Below are 14,273 nucleotides of genomic sequence, written 5' to 3' on the forward strand. Positions count from 1 at the left end.
GAGGGTCAGGGTGAGGGGGCTGCTGATCCAGCAGGCCCTCTCAGTCGTCTCTACCGACCCTTGAACACGCCCGGGCGGCGTTCCTGCACCGCGCGGACGCCTTCGGCGAAGTCCTCAGTGGCGCGCAGGATCGTTTGTTCCGAGTGCTCGTGGGCGGTCTGGGCGCGGACCGCGGCGGCGAGGTCGCCGCGCAGGGTCTTGCGGGTGGCGATCACCGCCAGCGGCGCGTTCTCGGCGATCTCGGCGGCCAGCGCCTGGGCGGCGGGCAGCAGCTCGTGCAGCGGCACGATCTCGTCGGCCAGGCCCCAGGCCACGGCTTCCTCGCCCTTGATGCGGCGGCCGGTCAGGAACATCAGGTTCGCGCGCTGCACGCCGATCAGGCGGGGCAGGGTGTGGGTCAGGCCAAAGCCCGGGTGGAAGCCGAGCTTCACGAAGTTGGCCGAGAACCGCGCCTCGGGCGCGACCACCCGGAAGTCGGCGACCAGCGCCAGGCCAAGGCCCGCGCCGACCGCCGCGCCCTGGACGGCGGCGATGATCGGGGTCTCGACCGCGAACAGCCGCACGGCCTGCTCGTAGAGGCTGTCGATGCCGCTCATGCCGGTGCCGCCGATACCGGTCGGCGAGACCAGGTCGGCGCCGGCGCAGAACGCCCGGCCGGCGGAGGCCAGCACCACGGCGCGGATGTTGTTGTCGCGGTCCATCGCCTCGAGCGCGTCGGCGAGGTCGCGCATCAGATCGACCGAGACGTGGTTGTTCTCCGGCCGGTCGATGACGATGGTCGCCACGTGGCCGTCGGTGGTGAGGGTCAGGTGGTCGCCGTAGGCCGTCTTCATCGTCTCGATCCCATCAGGTTGCGGGCCACCACCCATTTGTGGACTTCGGTGGGGCCGTCGTAGATTCGCATGGTGCGCAGGCGGCTGGCCATCAGCTGCAACGGCAGCTCCTTGGTCATGCCCATGGCGCCGAATGTCTGCATCGCGCGGTCGACGACCTCCCAGGCCATCTCGGTCGCGTAGCCCTTGATCATCGAGATTTCCACCCGCACGTCGCGGCCCTGGTCGAGCTTCCAGGCGCAGTCGTAGGTCATCAGCCGGGCGGCGTGGATGCGGGTGGCGGCGTCGGCCACCCACCACTGGATCGCCTGACGTTCGCTGAGCGGCAGGCCGAAGGTCTTCCGCTGCGGGGCGTACTCGCAGATCATGTCCAGCGCCCGCTGGGCCATGCCGATCGACCACGAGGCCATCTCGATGCGCCGGGTGCCCAGCCGCAGCTGCATGGGGGCGAAGCCGGCGCCTTCCTCGCCGAGCAGCTTCCAGCCCTCGACCCGGCAGTCCTCCAGCGCCACCTCGTAGGTCGCCTGGCCGCCGATCATCGGGATCTTGCGCAGCACGTTGAAGCCGGGCGTGCCCTTGTCGACCAGGAAGGCCGACATGCCGCCGCGCGCGCCCTTCTCCTTGTCGGTCACCGCCATCAGGATGGTGAAATCGGCTTCCTCGGCCCGGGTGATCCAAATTTTCCGACCGTTGATCACCCAGTCGTCGCCGTCGCGGTCTGCGCGGGTCAGCATGCCGGCCGGGTCGGCCCCGGCGCCAGGCTCAGAGATGCCGATGGCGCTGATCGTCTGGCCGGCGACGTAGGGGGCGAGATAGGCCTCGCGCTGGCGCTCGTTCACGGTCGCCGCCAGCATCCGCAGGTTTGGACTGTCCGGCGGCAGGGTGTAGGGCGTGATGGTCTTGCCCAGCTCCTCATTGACCCCGACCATGGCCACCGCCGGCAGGTCGACGCCGCCGACGTCCTCGGGCGCGTCCAGGCCCCAGAGGCCGAGCGACTTGGAGACTTCGTCGAGCCGGGCGTTCTCGGCCGCGCCGATGCCCAGGCCCTTGCCGTCCGCCTCGCGGGCCAGCACCCCGGCCTCCAGCGGCATCAGCTCGTCCTGCACGAAGCGGGCGACCAGCTCCTTGAGCATCCTGTGTTCGTCGGAAAGCGCGAAGTCCACTAGCCCTCCCCCGCGTCAATGCGCGATGTTCGACCCCGATCATAGCGAGGCGGTGTGCAGAGGGGAGGCCTGACGTGGCGGAAGTAAAGCAGCTGGCGAACGAAGCCACGGGGCCGCTGAAGGGGATCAGGATCCTCGATCTGACCAGCGTCGTGTTCGGCGCCTATGCGACCCAGATGCTGGGCGACCAGGGCGCCGAGGTGATCAAGCTGGAAGACCCCGGCTCGGGCCGCGGGACCGGCGGCGACATCATGCGCTGGCCCGGCCACACGCCGAAGGACTGGCCGCGCGACCTGGGGCCGATCTTCCTGACCATCAACCGCAACAAGCGCTCGGTCTCGTTCAACCTCGCCGACCCGAAGTCGCGCCGCAGCCTGGAAGCGCTGATCAAGAGCTGCGACGTGTTCGCCACCTCGATCCGCTACGAGGGGCTCAAGCGGCTGGGCCTGTCCTACGAGGAGGTCAAGGCGCTGCGGCCGGACGTGGTCTATGTGCACGCCGCCGGCTACGGCTCGGAAGGGCCCTATGCGGGCGAGCCGGCCTATGACGACCTGATCCAGTCGGCCTCGGGCCTGGCCGACGTGCTGCCGCGCACCGACGGAAATCCGACCCCGCGGATCCTGCCGAGCCTGGTGGCCGACAAGGTCTCGGGCCTGTTCATGTGCCAGGCGATCACGGCGGGCCTGCTCAGCCGCGAGCGCACCGGCGAGGGCCAGTTCATCGAGGTGCCGATGCTGGAGTGCGTGACCAGCTTCAACCTGGTCGAGCACCTCTACGACCACGCCTTCGATCCGCCGACCGGCCAGTGGGGCTATCAGCGGGTGGTCAATCCGCACCGCAAGCCGTTCCAGACCAAGGACGGCTACATCGGCCTGCTGCCCTATACCGACAAGCAGTGGGACGTCTTCTTCGACGTCGCCGGCTGGGGCGACACCTTCGGCAAGGACCCGCGCTTCCAGGGCCTGGAGCGCGGCAAGAACATTCACGACCTCTACGCCCTGGTCGAGACGGTGACGGTGACCAAGACCACCGACGAGTGGCTGGACCTGCTCAAGCCGCTGTCGATCCCGGTGACCCGGACCAACCGGCTGGACGACCTGCCGGACGACCCGCACCTGAAGGCGGTCGGCTTCTTCGAGAAGTACGATCACCCGCAGGCCGGGACCTATGTGGCGATGAAGCCGCCGGTGAAGTTCACTGGAACTCCATCGAACATCCGTAGGCATCCGCCGCGACTGGGCGAGCACACCGACGAGGTGCTGGCGGAGGTGTCGCAGGAGGCCTGATGCGCATTGCGGTGGTGGGCAGTTCGGGCTCGGGCAAATCGACCCTGGCCAGGCGACTGGCTGCGCGCCTGGCCCTGCCGCATGTCGAGCTGGACGCCATCAACTGGCAGGCCGGCTGGAGAGACCTCAACAGCCACGATCCCGACGAGTTCGTCCGCCGGGTCGCCGAGGCGGTCGGTCAGGACGCCTGGGTCAGCGACGGAAACTACGGCAAGGTCCGCGACCTGGTCTGGAGCCGGGCAACGCACCTGGTGTGGCTCGACTACGAGCGCAGCGTGATCATGCCGCGGGTGATCAGGCGCTCGGTGCTGCGGGCGATCGACCGCACCGAGCTGTGGCCCGGCACCGGCAACCGCGAGGACTGGCGAATGTGGTTTTCCAAGGAGCACCCGATCCGCTGGGCCTGGGACACCTGGGCGCGGCGACGGGCGGAGTACGGCGGGCGCATCGAGGACCCGCGCTTTGCGCACCTGCAGGTGCATCGCCTGCGCCATCCGCGCGAGGCGGAGGGGCTGGCGGAGCGGCTCTAAATTCCTCCCCCCCTGGGGGAGGGGGACCGCGAAGCGGTGGAGGGGGCTGACGCCGCAAACCCCCTCAGTCCGCTCCGCGGACAGCTCCCCCAGTGGGGCGCAACTGATCGGTGCTAGACCGGCGAGAACACCGGGACCGGCGGGCCGTTCTCAGTGGGCTGGAACTTCACCTTGACCTTCTGGCCGATCGAGAGCCCGTCGGGCGCCACGTCGACGAAGTTGGTCAGCACGGCGGGACCTTCGTTCAGGGTCACGTAGCCGATGGCGTAGGGGCCGGACGGCGAGCGGTGCATGACGCTGTAGCTGTAGATTACGCCTTCGCCCGGGCTCTCCTTCCACTCGGTCTTGTCCGAGAAGCAGAACGGGCAGAGCGCGCGCGGGTACCAGTGGTCCTCACCGCAGTCGTTGCAGTGCTTGATGAGGAACTTGCCCTCGGCGGCCGCATCCCAGAAGGGCTTGCTTTCGATGGTCACGGCCGGGGCCGGGATCTGCCGGGTCATGAGCGCCGGGCGGTCTTGGACGTCGGTCATGCTTAGGCCTCCCGTTCCATGATGAGGGTCGCCGCGCCGTGGCGCGTGCCGAGCGAGCCGCCCGTGCCGTGGGCCAGGGCGATGTCGCAGTTGGGGACCTGGACCTTGGGGTGGGCTTCGCCGCGGAGCTGACGCACCGCTTCGATGACCTTGGTGATGCCGCCGCGGTTGGTCGGGTGGTTGTTGCAGAGTCCGCCGCCGTCGGTGTTGAACGGCAGCTTGCCGACGCCCGAGATCAGGTTGCCGTCGGCGACGAACTTGCCGCCCTGGCCCTTCTCGCAGAAGCCGAGGTCCTCGAGCTGCATCAGCACCGTGATGGTGAAGCTGTCGTAGATCGAGGCGTACTTGATATCGGACGGCTTCACGCCGGCCTCGCCGAAGGCGATCGGGCCGGACCAGACGGCGCCCGAGTGGGTCAGGTCGAGACCGCGGCCGCCCATCGGGCCCTTAGGGGCCTCGCCGGCGCCCATCACCTTGACCTTCGGACGGTTCAGGCTCTTGGCGACTTCCGGGCTGGTGACGATCAGCGCGCCGCCGCCGTCGGTGACGACGCAGCAGTCCAGCAGGTGCAGCGGGTCGGAGATCATCCGCGAATTGACGACCTGCTCGACGGTCACCACGTCCTTCAGGAAGGCGTGTTCGTTGTACTGGGCGTGGTGGCTGGCGGCGACCTTGATCCAGGCGAGCTGCTCAGAGGTGGTGCCGTACTCGTACATGTGGCGCATGGCGCACATGCCGTAGGTGTTGTGGGTCGAGCCGCCGTAGATGTTCTCGTAGCCGGCCTCGGGCGGGCCGTCGGTCAGCTGGCCGGGCTTGCCCGCGCCGCCGCCGAAGAACTTGTTCTGGCGCGGACGGCCGGCGAGCGTCACCAGGGCGACCGAGCACTTGCCCTCGGCGATCGCCTGGGCCGCGTGGCCGACGTGCAGCAGGTAGGACGAGCCGCCGGTCTCGGTGGAGTCCATGTGGCGGACGTTGCGCAGGCCCATGTAGTCGACCATCGACATGGCGCCGAAGCCGGGGGCGTCGCCGGCGCAGAAATAGCCGTCGATGTCGTCCTTGGTGAGACCCGCGTCCTCGAGCGCGCCCTTGGCGCATTCGGCGTGGAGTTGCGGGGTGGACTTGTCGGGCGCGTCGCGGAGCGGATGCTCGTACGCCCCCATGATGTAGGCCTTGCCTTTTATGCTCATGCGTTTCCCCGGAAGTTATCTTTGAAGAATGGGATGTGGCTTATCGCGGTGCAGCATGGACGGCAACCGCTGCTGCGTTGCGGTGAATAGGATGGCCTCGCCCCATCAAGGGGAGAGGGTCGGGTGAGGGGAGGCGCCGCATGGCGGCGCTCTGATCACGCCGGCGAGACGCACGGCGGGACCCTCACCCTAGCCCTCTCCCGCGGGCGAGAGAGGGAACTTCAGCGCTAGGCCGGCTGCTTCATGGCGGCCAGGCGTTCGTCGCGCAGGGCGGTGCGGCGGACCTTGCCGGCGTCGTCGCGCAGCGGCTCGTCGACGAACTCGTAGCTCCGCGGCTGCTTGTAGGTGACCAGCCTGGCCGCCAGGTGCGCGCGCAGCGAGGCCTCGTCGCGCGAGCCCTTGGTCTGGACGATGGCGTGGATCTTGTTGCCGAGGTCGTCGTCCGGGAAGCCGATCACCGCGCAGGACTGCACCTCGGGGTGCTCTTCCAGCGCCGCCTCGATCTCGGCCGGATAGACGTTGGAGCCGCCGACCAGGATCATGTCGGTGCGGCGGTCGGCGAGGTAGAGATAGCCGTCCTCGTCGAACCAGCCGATGTCGCCCAGGCTCTCCCAGCCGCCTTCCAGCACCTTGGCCGTGGCGCCGATGTACTTGTAGGAGGGCGGCGCGCCTTCGGGCCGGCGCATGTAGATCTCGCCGACCTCGCGCGGGGGCAGGAACGAGCCGTCCTCGCCGACCGCGACCATCTCGCCGACCGTCACCTTGCCGACCGAGCCGCGGTGCTCGAGCCATTCGGCGCCCGAGATGGTGGTCACCGCCTGGGCCTCGGTGCCGGCGTAGAGCTCCATCACCGTCTCAGGACCGACCCAGTGGATGAAGGCCTCCTTCAGCCAGGCCGGGCAGGGCGCGGCCAGGTGCCAGAGGGTCTCGAGCGAGGAGAGGTCGTACTTGGCGCGGACCTCCTCGGGCAGGTGCCAGATGCGGTTCATCATGGTCGGCACGAGGTAGATCCAGGTGGCCTTGTTGCGCTGGATCTCGGCCAGGGTGGCCTCGGCCTCGAAGCGCGGCATCAGCACCATGTGGCAGCCGACGCTGAAGGCCGACATCATCATGCCGAAGCCGGCGTTGTGGTAGAGCGGGGCCGGCAGCAGGGCGACGGACGACGGCTTCAGCCGCCAGCCGCCGACTTCCGGGGTCTCCTTGGCGGTGACGCCGGGCTGGCCCGACAGGATCAGCTTCGGGCGGCCGGTGGAGCCGCCGCTGGTCGGGGCCTTGGAGACCGGCGCGGTCTGGTCGGGCAAGTCGCTGTCGTCGTCCGACAGCGCCAGCAGGTCGGGGATCGACAGCAGCGGCCGGTCGATCTGGTGCTCGAACTGGGCGATGACCACGGGCGTGTTCGCCAGCTCCATGATCGCTTCGAGCTCGCCCTTGGGCAGGCGGAAGGAGATTGGCTGCGGCGTCGCGCCCAGTTTCCAGATCGCCCAGCAGGCGACGGCGAAGTCGGTGGAGTTGGGCAGGCCCAGGGTGACGAGGTCGCCGAACTTGACGCCCTTGGCGGCCAGGCCGCGGGCGGCGCGGTTCGAGAGCTTGTGGAACTGCTCGTAGGTCAGCGTGACGTCGCCGCAGGTCACGGCGGGCGCGTTCGGCTTGAGCTCGGCCAGCTGCTTCAGCTTGGCGCCGAGCGAAATCATCTCATCGGACATGGCTTGGTTTCCGTCCCCTGGAAATGGATCGGGCTCTGACGGCCCGTTGATCGAAGAATGGCGCGCCGCCGGAATGCGATGGCGGACGACGACAGTTTCCTTTGGGGAAGGCGTGTGACGCAAGCGCCGATTGCGGCCGTCGCCGTTTCGGGCTTTAGGGTTTCGTACAAGTGTTTGAGAGGGAGACGTCCATGTCCGTGGAAGAACTGCTCACCCAGGAATTCGGCACGCTGGCCGACGTGATCCGCGCGCAGGCTGCGGAGCTGGGCGGCAAGGCGGCGCTGGTCGACGCCAAGCGGACGATCTCCTACGCTGAGCTGGACGAGCTGATGGACCGCATCGCCGTGGCGCTGCAGCGCGACGGGGTCGGCAAGGCCGAGGTGGCGGCGATCTGCGCGACGACGAGCGCCGAGTATGGCGCGAGCTTCTTCGGGATCCTGCGGGCCGGGGCGATCGTGGCCCCGCTGGCGCCGTCCTCGACGCCCGAGAGCCTGGTGATGATGCTCAACGACTCGGGGGCGAAGGTGTTCTTCCTGGACGCTGGCGTCGCCAAGCAGCTGGAAGGCGTGGCGGGTCAGATCACCGCCAAACGCGTGGCGCTGGACGGCTCGGACGCTGGCGTGGCGTTCGAAGACTGGCTGGCCCCGAAGGGCTCCAAGCCCGCGCCGGTCGAGGTCGATCCCGACCAGGGCTTCAACATCATCTACTCGTCGGGCACCACCGGCGCGCCGAAGGGCATCGTCCAGCCGCACCGCATGCGCTGGGGCCAGATCCGCCGCGGGGTCTATCCGGCCCAGTCGGTGACGATGATCTCGACGCCGCTCTACTCGAACACGACGCTGGTCTCGTACCTGCCGACGATCTCCAACGGCGGCACGGCGGTGCTGATGCCGAAGTTCGACGCCGAGCAGTTCCTGAAGCTGTCGCAGCAGCACCGCGCCACCCACGCCATGCTGGTGCCGGTGCAGTACCGCCGGCTGATGGAGCGGCCCGACTTCGACAGCTACGACCTATCGTCCTACGTGATGAAGTTCTCGACCTCCGCGCCGTTCTCGCCGGAGATCAAGGCCGACGTGCTCAAGCGCTGGCCGGGCGGGCTGATCGAGTACTACGGCATGACCGAGGGCGGCGGCTCCTGCGGCCTGCTGGCCCACGAGCATCCCGACAAGCTGCACACGGTCGGCCGGCCGCTGCCGGGCCACGACATCCGCCTGATCGGCGAGGACGGGGTCGAGGTCCCGCAAGGCGAGATCGGCGAGGTCGTCGGCCGCTCGGGCGCGATGATGGTCGGCTACCACAACCAGCCGGGCAAGACGTCGGAGGCCGAGTGGTACAGCCCCGAGGGCCTGCGCTACATCCGCACCGGCGACGTCGGCCGCTTCGACGAGGACGGCTTCCTGACGCTCATGGACCGCAAGAAGGACATGATCATCTCGGGCGGCTTCAACATCTATCCGAGCGACCTCGAGGCCGAGATCGTCCAGCACGAGGCGGTGCTGGAAGCGGCCGTGGTCGGCGTGCTCTCCGACAAGTGGGGCGAGACGCCGGTGGCGTTCGTGGCGCTGAAGCCCGGCCAGAGCGTCGAGGCCGAGACCCTGCGCGAATGGGTCAACGCCAAGCTCGGCAAGACCCAGCGGCTCGCCGACCTGATCCTGGTCGAGGGCCTGCCGCGCAGCCACATCGGCAAGGTGCTCAAGCGCGAACTGCGCGACGACTACAAGGGAAAGGCCACCGCATGAGCCAGATCTCGGTCGCCGACCTCTGCGACGAACATGAGGGGACCATCGAGGTCTGCGAGACCCAGTTCCGCGACCTCGGCGGCAAGACCGCCTTCTCCGGGCCGATCCGCACGGTGCGCTGCCACGAGGACAACTCGCTGGTGAAGGCGACCCTGGCCGAACCCGGCGAGGGCTGCGTGCTGGTGGTCGACGGCGGCGGCTCGCTGCATCGGGCATTGGTCGGCGACATGCTGGCCGCCGACGGGGTGAAGAACGGCTGGTCCGGCGTCGTGGTGTTCGGGGCGGTGCGCGACGCGGTGGTGCTCGGCACGCTGGACATCGGGATCAAGGCGCTGGGGACCAATCCGATGCGCAGCGTCAAGCGCGGCGAGGGCGTGGTCGACACCCCGGTCGCGTTCGGCGGCGTGGTCTTCCTGCCCGGCGACATGCTCTACGCCGACGAGGACGGCGTGGCGGTGCTGCCGGCCGCCGACGAGGACGACGAGTAAGCCGATGGCCGACGCCTTCACCAACCTTGGCGGCGACACGCCCGATGATCTCAACGCCATGCAGCAGGGTTTCCTGCCGGGCGAGCTGGGCTTGGAGGTGCTGGAGGCCCGCCAGGGCTATCTGCGCAGCCAGGTGAAGGTCGAGCAGAAGCACATGGCGCCGAACGGCTTCATGCACGCGGCCAGCGTCATCGCGCTGCTGGATTCGGCCGCCGGCTACGGCTGCCGGATCTCGCTGCCCGAAGGCGCGGTCGGCTTCACGACCATTGAATTGAAAAGCAATTTCCTCGGAACGGCCCAGGCCGGCGAGGTGGTGACCTGCGAAGCCAAGCTGGTCCACGGCGGACGCATGACCCAGGTCTGGGACGCCACGGCGACCCATGCCGGGACCGGCAAGGCGATCGCGCTTTTCCGCTGCACGCAGATGATTCTCCACCCGCGTTGAAAGATCGCAAAACGCCCGCTTGATCTCGGCAGGCCGGATGAGTAGGTTCCGCGCCTCGCGCTCAGCGGGTTCTCCTTATTCGAGGCCCGAACGACGTCTCCGGAGAGGTGGCTGAGTGGTCGAAAGCACCGCACTCGAAATGCGGCGTACCTTTACGGGTACCGTGGGTTCGAATCCCACCCTCTCCGCCATATCCCTGAAAATCTGAGACGTCCCGCCTTCCCGCGCGAAGGCTCGGGGCATTAATCGACGGCCGAAAACCGCTGCTGACAAACCGCTGTCAGCAGCCGCGCGTTCTGTTGGCGCAAACCAATGGAGCCGACCATGTCCGACCTCGTTTTCTACACCAACCCCATGTCGCGCGGCCGCATCATCCGCTGGATGCTCGAGGAGGTCGGCCAGCCCTACGAGACCAAGGTCCTGCAGTGGGAGACCGGCGCGGCGAAGGGCGCCGACTATCTGGCGATCAATCCCATGGGCAAGGTGCCGGCGATCGTCCACGACGGGGTGGTGGTCACCGAATGCGCCGCGATCTGCGCCTACCTCGCCGACGCGTTCCCCGAGGCGGGCCTGGCGCCGCCCCCCGGCAGCCGGCTGCGCGGTCCCTATTATCGCTGGCTGTTCTTCGGGGCCGGGCCGATCGAGCAGGCCGTGGCCGCCAAGATGATGAACCTGGAGCCGTCGGTCGAGCAGCGCACGTCGCTGGGCTATGGCTGCATGGAGGACGTGCTGGCGGCCATCGAGGGCGCGGTCGAGAACCGCGCGTACCTGGTGGGCGACAGCTTCACCGCCGCCGACCTCTACCTGGCCTCGCACCTGTCCTGGGGCATGAACTTCGGGACGCTCGAAAAGCGGCCGGCGTTCGAGGCCTATGCCGAGCGTCACCTGCAGCGTCCGGCCGCGCTGCGCGCCGACGAGATCGACAACGCGCTGATGGCCGAGGTCGCGCAGCCGGCGTCCTGACAGGCGGCGGATGGCCCGGTTTCCGGGCCATCCGCCCGTGCGTCCCCTCGGGATAACCCCGATAGACCGCTCAGGGGGCGGCCCGCACTCTCGCGCCTGACAGCCACCAGTCAGGGCGAGACACATGGCCAAGCTGCCGACCACCGGGCCGACCCGGCCACCGCGGGTGAAGAATCCGCCGCTGCCGCCGCTGCCGGACGTCAGCGGCCTCGACGCCGACGGCGCGTCCGTCACCTATTCCACGCACCGCACCAAGCTCTCGACCCATCGGACCGATCTGTCGGAGCACCGGACCGACCTGTCCGAGTTTCGAACCGACCTGTCGACCGAGCGCACCGAGATGTCGATGCGGCGGACCGGGATGTCGTTCCAGCGCACGCGGATGAGCGACGACCGCACGCTGATGTCGGTGATCCGCACGTCGCTGTCGCTGATCGGGTTCGGCTTTACGATCTATCAGGCGTTCCAGAAGCTGCGCGACGCCGGGGCCATCGCCAGCGCCGCGGCGCCGCGGAACTTCGGCATCGCCCTGGTCAGCCTGGGCATCCTGATGCTGATCATCGGCATGGCGCGGCACGTGCAGTTCATGCGCGAGCTGAACGCCACCCGCGGCGCCATGGCCAAGCAGGGCCTGATCTTCGCCGAAAGCACCTTCCCGGTGTCGTCGACCTTCTGGATTGCGGTGGCCCTGCTGGTGCTCGGCTTCGCCGCGATCATCAGCATGGTCTTCAGGATCGCGGTGTTCGGTTAGCTAGCGCGACATCCAGGGCTTGGACTTGGACGAGGAGCGCGCGGCCGCGGCCTGCTCGCGCTGGAAGCGCCCGCCGCGCGGCGGTTTCGGCCGCGCCTCGATCGCGGCGGTCTTCAGGCGCAGCGCCCGCTGGATCGGGGTCTCGTTCGGCGGCTCGTCGGGATTGTCGGTCATGAGCCGATCCTAGCGGCTGAAGCGCAAGGTGCAAAACCACGAACGCTTGCCTTCGCCGCCGTTCGCCGGGCACACACCGGCCATGAAGCAAGTCATCGTCGTCAACGAGGCGCTGGGCCTGCCGCCCGGCAAGATGGCCGCCCAGGTCGCGCATGCGGCGGTGGGCGGGCTGCTGAACGCCCCGCGCGAGCAGCAGAGCGGTTGGCTGCAGGCCGGCATGCCCAAGGTGGTGCTGCGCTGCGGCTCGGAAGAGGAGCTGTTCGACCTGGCGCGTCAGGCCGAGGCGGCCGGGCTGCCGGTGATGCTGATCCGCGACGCCGGCCGCACGGTCGTCGCCTCCGGTACGCCGACCTGCGTCGGCATCGGCCCCGACGAGATCGCCAAGATCGACGCCGTGACCGGCGCGCTCAAGTTGATGAGGTAGCACGATGGTCTATTCGACCAAGCAGGGCAGCGGGGTGCTGGGCACCCAGGAACAGCCGATCGAGGCGGTGACCTTCGAGGCCACCATCGAGCACGCCCAGAACTCGATCCTGTCGTTCATCGCCAAGATCCGCACCCGCAGCGGCCGCAGCCTGGCCGAGCTGAAGGGCCAGAACCTGGTGCTGCAGATCGACGACGGCCCAGCCCTGGGGGTGGTGATCGTCCACGTCGAGGACGGCGGCGACGAGGCGGTGCTCAACCTCTCACCTCGATGACCTGAAGGCGGCGTTCGCGCCTCTCCCTGACTGCGGCTTGCTGACTTGCAAAAACGAACTTATGGTCCGGGCCAGGGAGAGACGCACATGCAGACCGAAGATGTCCTGGCCTTCGCCGACCGGTTCATTGGCGCGATCGAGCGCGGCGACGTGGAGGCGGTCCGGGCTTGCTACGCGCCTGACGCCAAGATCTGGCACAACAACGACCGGGTGGAGCAGACCGTCGAGCAGAACCTGAAGGTGCTGGGCTGGTTCATGCGCAAGATGAGCGACCGCAAGTACCGGATCGTGCGGCGCGAGGCGCTGTCGGACGGCTTCCTGCAGCAGCACGTGCTGGAGGGGAAGCTGCCGGATGGGCGGGACTTCTCGATGTCGGCCTGCTGCGTGATCCGCATGCAGGACGGGGTGATCAGCCGGCTCGACGAGTACATCGACTCGGCCGAGGCAGCAGTGCTGAGCGAGGTCCGCTGATGGCGTTGGTGCGGGGGGCGCTGGCCGGCATGGCCGCGCTGGTGCTGGGCGGAGCGGCGCAGGCCGCGCCGCCGTTTCCGGACGCCCAAGCCACCGATCCGGTCGCCCTGGGCTGGATGGTCGGCTCGCCGCCGCCGGCCGAGCGGACCATCCGCTTCGAGGACGGCAGCTTCCTGAAGTTCCCGCAGCTGCGCTGGACCTTCTCGCACTGGCGCGAGCTGTTTCCGACGGCGGTGGTCTGGCGCGGGCCCGGGCCGGTCAGCGCCTTGCCGCGGGCGGAACGCGACGACCTCGACGCGGTCAGCTTCACGCCGCTGGGCGGCGGCGCGCCGATGACCTGGGGCCAGTCGCTGGCGGCCAACTACACCGACGGCATCCTGGTGATGCATCGGGGCAAGGTGGTCTACGAGCGCTACTTCGGGGCGCTGAAGCCGGAGGGCACGCACATCGCCCACTCGGTGACCAAGTCGTTCGTCGGCACGATCGCGGCGATGCTGGTCGCCGAGGGCAAGCTCGACCCCGACGCCCTGGTGACCCGCTACATTCCGGAATTGAAGGACAGCGCCTTCGGCGACGCGACCGTGCGCCAGGTCCTGGATATGACCACCGGGCTCGAATACTCCGAGGTCTATACCGATCCGAAGTCGCCGGCCTGGGACTTCGTGCGCGCGGTCGGGCTGCTGCCGCGGCCGGCCGGCTACAGCGGTCCGACCACCAGCTACGACTATCTGAAGACCCTGAAGAAGGCCGGCGAGCACGGCCAGGCCTTCGCCTACAAGTCGGTCAACACCGAGGTGGTCGGCTGGCTGGTGCAGCGCGCCGGCGGCAAGCCGCTGGCCCAGCAGCTCAGCGAGCGGTTCTGGACGCCGCTGGGCATGGAACAGGACGCCTACCTGCAGGTCGATTCCGTCGGCGCCGGCTATGCGGCGGGCGGGCTGAACCTGGCGCTGCGCGACCTGGCCCGGTTCTGCGAGATGATGCGCCAGGACGGCCGCTTCAATGGCCGCCAGGTCGTGCCCGCGGCGGTGGTCGCCGAGATCTCGGGCGGGGCGAAACGCGAGGACTTCGCCAAGGCCGGCTACGCGACCTTGCCCGGCTGGAGCTATCACGACCAGTGGTGGGTCTCGCACAACGACCACGGCGCCTACATGGCGCGCGGGGTCAACGGCCAGGCCTGCTATGTCGACCCGAAGGCCGAGGTGTCGATCGTGCGCTTGGCCTCGCACCCGCAGTCGAGCAACGTCTATCTCGATCCGCTGTCGCTGCCGGCCTACCACGCGCTGGCCCAGCACCTGATGCGGACGCCCTGATC

Annotated in this window: 17 protein-coding genes and 1 tRNA gene; 12 read left to right on the plus strand and 6 right to left on the minus strand. The window is 68.7% G+C overall.

The window, feature by feature from the left end:
- Positions 1–50: 50 nt before the first annotated feature.
- Together ACSQ2H_RS01595 and ACSQ2H_RS01600 are read right to left on the minus strand one after the other, a co-directional pair.
- Complete coding sequence (locus tag ACSQ2H_RS01595; protein ID WP_436059728.1) at positions 51–833, minus strand: enoyl-CoA hydratase/isomerase family protein; 783 nt, start codon at positions 831–833, stop codon at positions 51–53.
- Positions 830–1,996, minus strand: a complete 1,167-nt coding sequence (locus ACSQ2H_RS01600) for an acyl-CoA dehydrogenase family protein (RefSeq protein WP_436059729.1) — start codon at positions 1,994–1,996, stop codon at positions 830–832. The genes ACSQ2H_RS01595 and ACSQ2H_RS01600 overlap by 4 nt, the downstream gene beginning before the upstream one ends.
- A gap of 74 nt (positions 1,997–2,070) precedes the next feature.
- Between ACSQ2H_RS01600 and ACSQ2H_RS01605 the strand changes: the two genes are divergently transcribed.
- Positions 2,071–3,282 (plus strand): CaiB/BaiF CoA transferase family protein, encoded by a 1,212-nt coding sequence (locus ACSQ2H_RS01605; RefSeq protein ID WP_436059730.1) that lies wholly within the window; start codon positions 2,071–2,073, stop codon positions 3,280–3,282.
- Positions 3,282–3,812 carry a hypothetical protein gene (locus ACSQ2H_RS01610; protein WP_436059731.1) on the plus strand — a complete coding sequence of 177 codons (531 nt, stop codon included), beginning with the start codon at positions 3,282–3,284 and terminating at the stop codon, positions 3,810–3,812. The genes ACSQ2H_RS01605 and ACSQ2H_RS01610 overlap by 1 nt, the downstream gene beginning before the upstream one ends.
- A gap of 113 nt (positions 3,813–3,925) precedes the next feature.
- On the opposite strand, the gene ACSQ2H_RS01615 is transcribed toward ACSQ2H_RS01610, so the two are convergent.
- The 3 genes from ACSQ2H_RS01615 to ACSQ2H_RS01625 form a co-directional block, all read right to left on the minus strand.
- A complete protein-coding gene (locus ACSQ2H_RS01615; RefSeq protein ID WP_436059732.1) occupies positions 3,926–4,342 on the minus strand; it encodes a Zn-ribbon domain-containing OB-fold protein in 417 nt (138 codons plus the stop codon).
- Between the two features lie 2 nt (positions 4,343–4,344).
- On the minus strand, positions 4,345–5,529 hold the full coding sequence (locus ACSQ2H_RS01620; RefSeq protein ID WP_183774940.1) for a thiolase domain-containing protein: 1,185 nt from the start codon (positions 5,527–5,529) through the stop codon (positions 4,345–4,347).
- 227 nt (positions 5,530–5,756) lie between these two features.
- The gene (locus ACSQ2H_RS01625; RefSeq protein WP_436059733.1) at positions 5,757–7,232 is read right to left on the minus strand and encodes an AMP-binding protein; all 1,476 of its coding nucleotides are present in this window, start codon (positions 7,230–7,232) and stop codon (positions 5,757–5,759) included.
- A 191-nt stretch (positions 7,233–7,423) separates the two neighbouring features.
- Here ACSQ2H_RS01625 and ACSQ2H_RS01630 point away from each other — a divergent pair, with 191 nt between their 5' ends.
- The 6 genes from ACSQ2H_RS01630 to ACSQ2H_RS01655 all read left to right on the plus strand — a co-directional run bounded on the left by ACSQ2H_RS01630 (position 7,424) and on the right by ACSQ2H_RS01655 (position 11,618).
- Positions 7,424–8,971, plus strand: a complete 1,548-nt coding sequence (locus ACSQ2H_RS01630) for a class I adenylate-forming enzyme family protein (RefSeq protein ID WP_436059734.1) — start codon at positions 7,424–7,426, stop codon at positions 8,969–8,971.
- A complete protein-coding gene (gene rraA, locus ACSQ2H_RS01635) occupies positions 8,968–9,459 on the plus strand; it encodes a ribonuclease E activity regulator RraA (RefSeq protein ID WP_436059735.1) in 492 nt (163 codons plus the stop codon). Before ACSQ2H_RS01630 ends, rraA begins: the two co-directional genes overlap by 4 nt.
- A 4-nt stretch (positions 9,460–9,463) precedes the next feature.
- The gene (locus ACSQ2H_RS01640; RefSeq protein ID WP_436059736.1) at positions 9,464–9,904 is read left to right on the plus strand and encodes a PaaI family thioesterase; all 441 of its coding nucleotides are present in this window, start codon (positions 9,464–9,466) and stop codon (positions 9,902–9,904) included.
- A gap of 101 nt (positions 9,905–10,005) precedes the next feature.
- Positions 10,006–10,095 (plus strand) — tRNA-Ser (locus tag ACSQ2H_RS01645).
- Between the two features lie 133 nt (positions 10,096–10,228).
- Positions 10,229–10,867 (plus strand): glutathione S-transferase family protein, encoded by a 639-nt coding sequence (locus tag ACSQ2H_RS01650; protein WP_436059737.1) that lies wholly within the window; start codon positions 10,229–10,231, stop codon positions 10,865–10,867.
- Positions 10,868–10,991: 124 nt separating this feature from the next.
- Positions 10,992–11,618, plus strand: coding sequence for a YidH family protein (locus ACSQ2H_RS01655; protein ID WP_436059738.1), 627 nt, complete (start codon positions 10,992–10,994; stop codon positions 11,616–11,618).
- Here the strand turns inward: ACSQ2H_RS01655 and ACSQ2H_RS01660 are convergent, their stop codons facing one another.
- Positions 11,619–11,792, minus strand: coding sequence for a hypothetical protein (locus ACSQ2H_RS01660; RefSeq protein WP_436059739.1), 174 nt, complete (start codon positions 11,790–11,792; stop codon positions 11,619–11,621).
- 82 nt (positions 11,793–11,874) lie between these two features.
- On the opposite strand from ACSQ2H_RS01660, the gene pth2 reads away from it, so the two are divergent.
- The 4 genes from pth2 to ACSQ2H_RS01680 all read left to right on the plus strand — a co-directional run bounded on the left by pth2 (position 11,875) and on the right by ACSQ2H_RS01680 (position 14,271).
- Positions 11,875–12,216, plus strand: a complete 342-nt coding sequence (gene pth2 / locus ACSQ2H_RS01665; RefSeq protein WP_436059740.1) for a peptidyl-tRNA hydrolase Pth2 — start codon at positions 11,875–11,877, stop codon at positions 12,214–12,216.
- Between the two features lie 4 nt (positions 12,217–12,220).
- Positions 12,221–12,490 carry a hypothetical protein gene (locus tag ACSQ2H_RS01670; RefSeq protein WP_436059741.1) on the plus strand — a complete coding sequence of 90 codons (270 nt, stop codon included), beginning with the start codon at positions 12,221–12,223 and terminating at the stop codon, positions 12,488–12,490.
- An 87-nt stretch (positions 12,491–12,577) separates the two neighbouring features.
- Positions 12,578–12,961 (plus strand): nuclear transport factor 2 family protein, encoded by a 384-nt coding sequence (locus tag ACSQ2H_RS01675; RefSeq protein WP_436059742.1) that lies wholly within the window; start codon positions 12,578–12,580, stop codon positions 12,959–12,961.
- Complete coding sequence (locus tag ACSQ2H_RS01680; protein WP_436059743.1) at positions 12,961–14,271, plus strand: serine hydrolase domain-containing protein; 1,311 nt, start codon at positions 12,961–12,963, stop codon at positions 14,269–14,271. Before ACSQ2H_RS01675 ends, ACSQ2H_RS01680 begins: the two co-directional genes overlap by 1 nt.
- Positions 14,272–14,273: the final 2 nt, after the last annotated feature.

It is taken from the genome of Phenylobacterium sp. LjRoot97 (assembly GCF_964254345.1).
GTDB lineage: Bacteria > Pseudomonadota > Alphaproteobacteria > Caulobacterales > Caulobacteraceae > Phenylobacterium.

Bases quoted from the DNA above. Each gene is read 5' to 3' on its own strand.
- ACSQ2H_RS01595 (WP_436059728.1), bottom strand. From the start codon at position 833: ATGAAGACGGCCTACGGCGACCACCTGACCCTCACCACCGACGGCCAC.
- ACSQ2H_RS01610 (WP_436059731.1), top strand. From the start codon at position 3,282: ATGCGCATTGCGGTGGTGGGCAGTTCGGGCTCGGGCAAATCGACCCTG.
- ACSQ2H_RS01615 (WP_436059732.1), bottom strand. From the start codon at position 4,342: ATGACCGACGTCCAAGACCGCCCGGCGCTCATGACCCGGCAGATCCCG.
- ACSQ2H_RS01620 (WP_183774940.1), bottom strand. From the start codon at position 5,529: ATGAGCATAAAAGGCAAGGCCTACATCATGGGGGCGTACGAGCATCCG.
- ACSQ2H_RS01625 (WP_436059733.1), bottom strand. From the start codon at position 7,232: ATGTCCGATGAGATGATTTCGCTCGGCGCCAAGCTGAAGCAGCTGGCC.
- ACSQ2H_RS01630 (WP_436059734.1), top strand. From the start codon at position 7,424: ATGTCCGTGGAAGAACTGCTCACCCAGGAATTCGGCACGCTGGCCGAC.
- rraA (WP_436059735.1), top strand. From the start codon at position 8,968: ATGAGCCAGATCTCGGTCGCCGACCTCTGCGACGAACATGAGGGGACC.
- ACSQ2H_RS01640 (WP_436059736.1), top strand. From the start codon at position 9,464: ATGGCCGACGCCTTCACCAACCTTGGCGGCGACACGCCCGATGATCTC.
- ACSQ2H_RS01650 (WP_436059737.1), top strand. From the start codon at position 10,229: ATGTCCGACCTCGTTTTCTACACCAACCCCATGTCGCGCGGCCGCATC.
- ACSQ2H_RS01655 (WP_436059738.1), top strand. From the start codon at position 10,992: ATGGCCAAGCTGCCGACCACCGGGCCGACCCGGCCACCGCGGGTGAAG.
- ACSQ2H_RS01660 (WP_436059739.1), bottom strand. From the start codon at position 11,792: ATGACCGACAATCCCGACGAGCCGCCGAACGAGACCCCGATCCAGCGG.
- pth2 (WP_436059740.1), top strand. From the start codon at position 11,875: ATGAAGCAAGTCATCGTCGTCAACGAGGCGCTGGGCCTGCCGCCCGGC.
- ACSQ2H_RS01670 (WP_436059741.1), top strand. From the start codon at position 12,221: ATGGTCTATTCGACCAAGCAGGGCAGCGGGGTGCTGGGCACCCAGGAA.
- ACSQ2H_RS01675 (WP_436059742.1), top strand. From the start codon at position 12,578: ATGCAGACCGAAGATGTCCTGGCCTTCGCCGACCGGTTCATTGGCGCG.
- ACSQ2H_RS01680 (WP_436059743.1), top strand. From the start codon at position 12,961: ATGGCGTTGGTGCGGGGGGCGCTGGCCGGCATGGCCGCGCTGGTGCTG.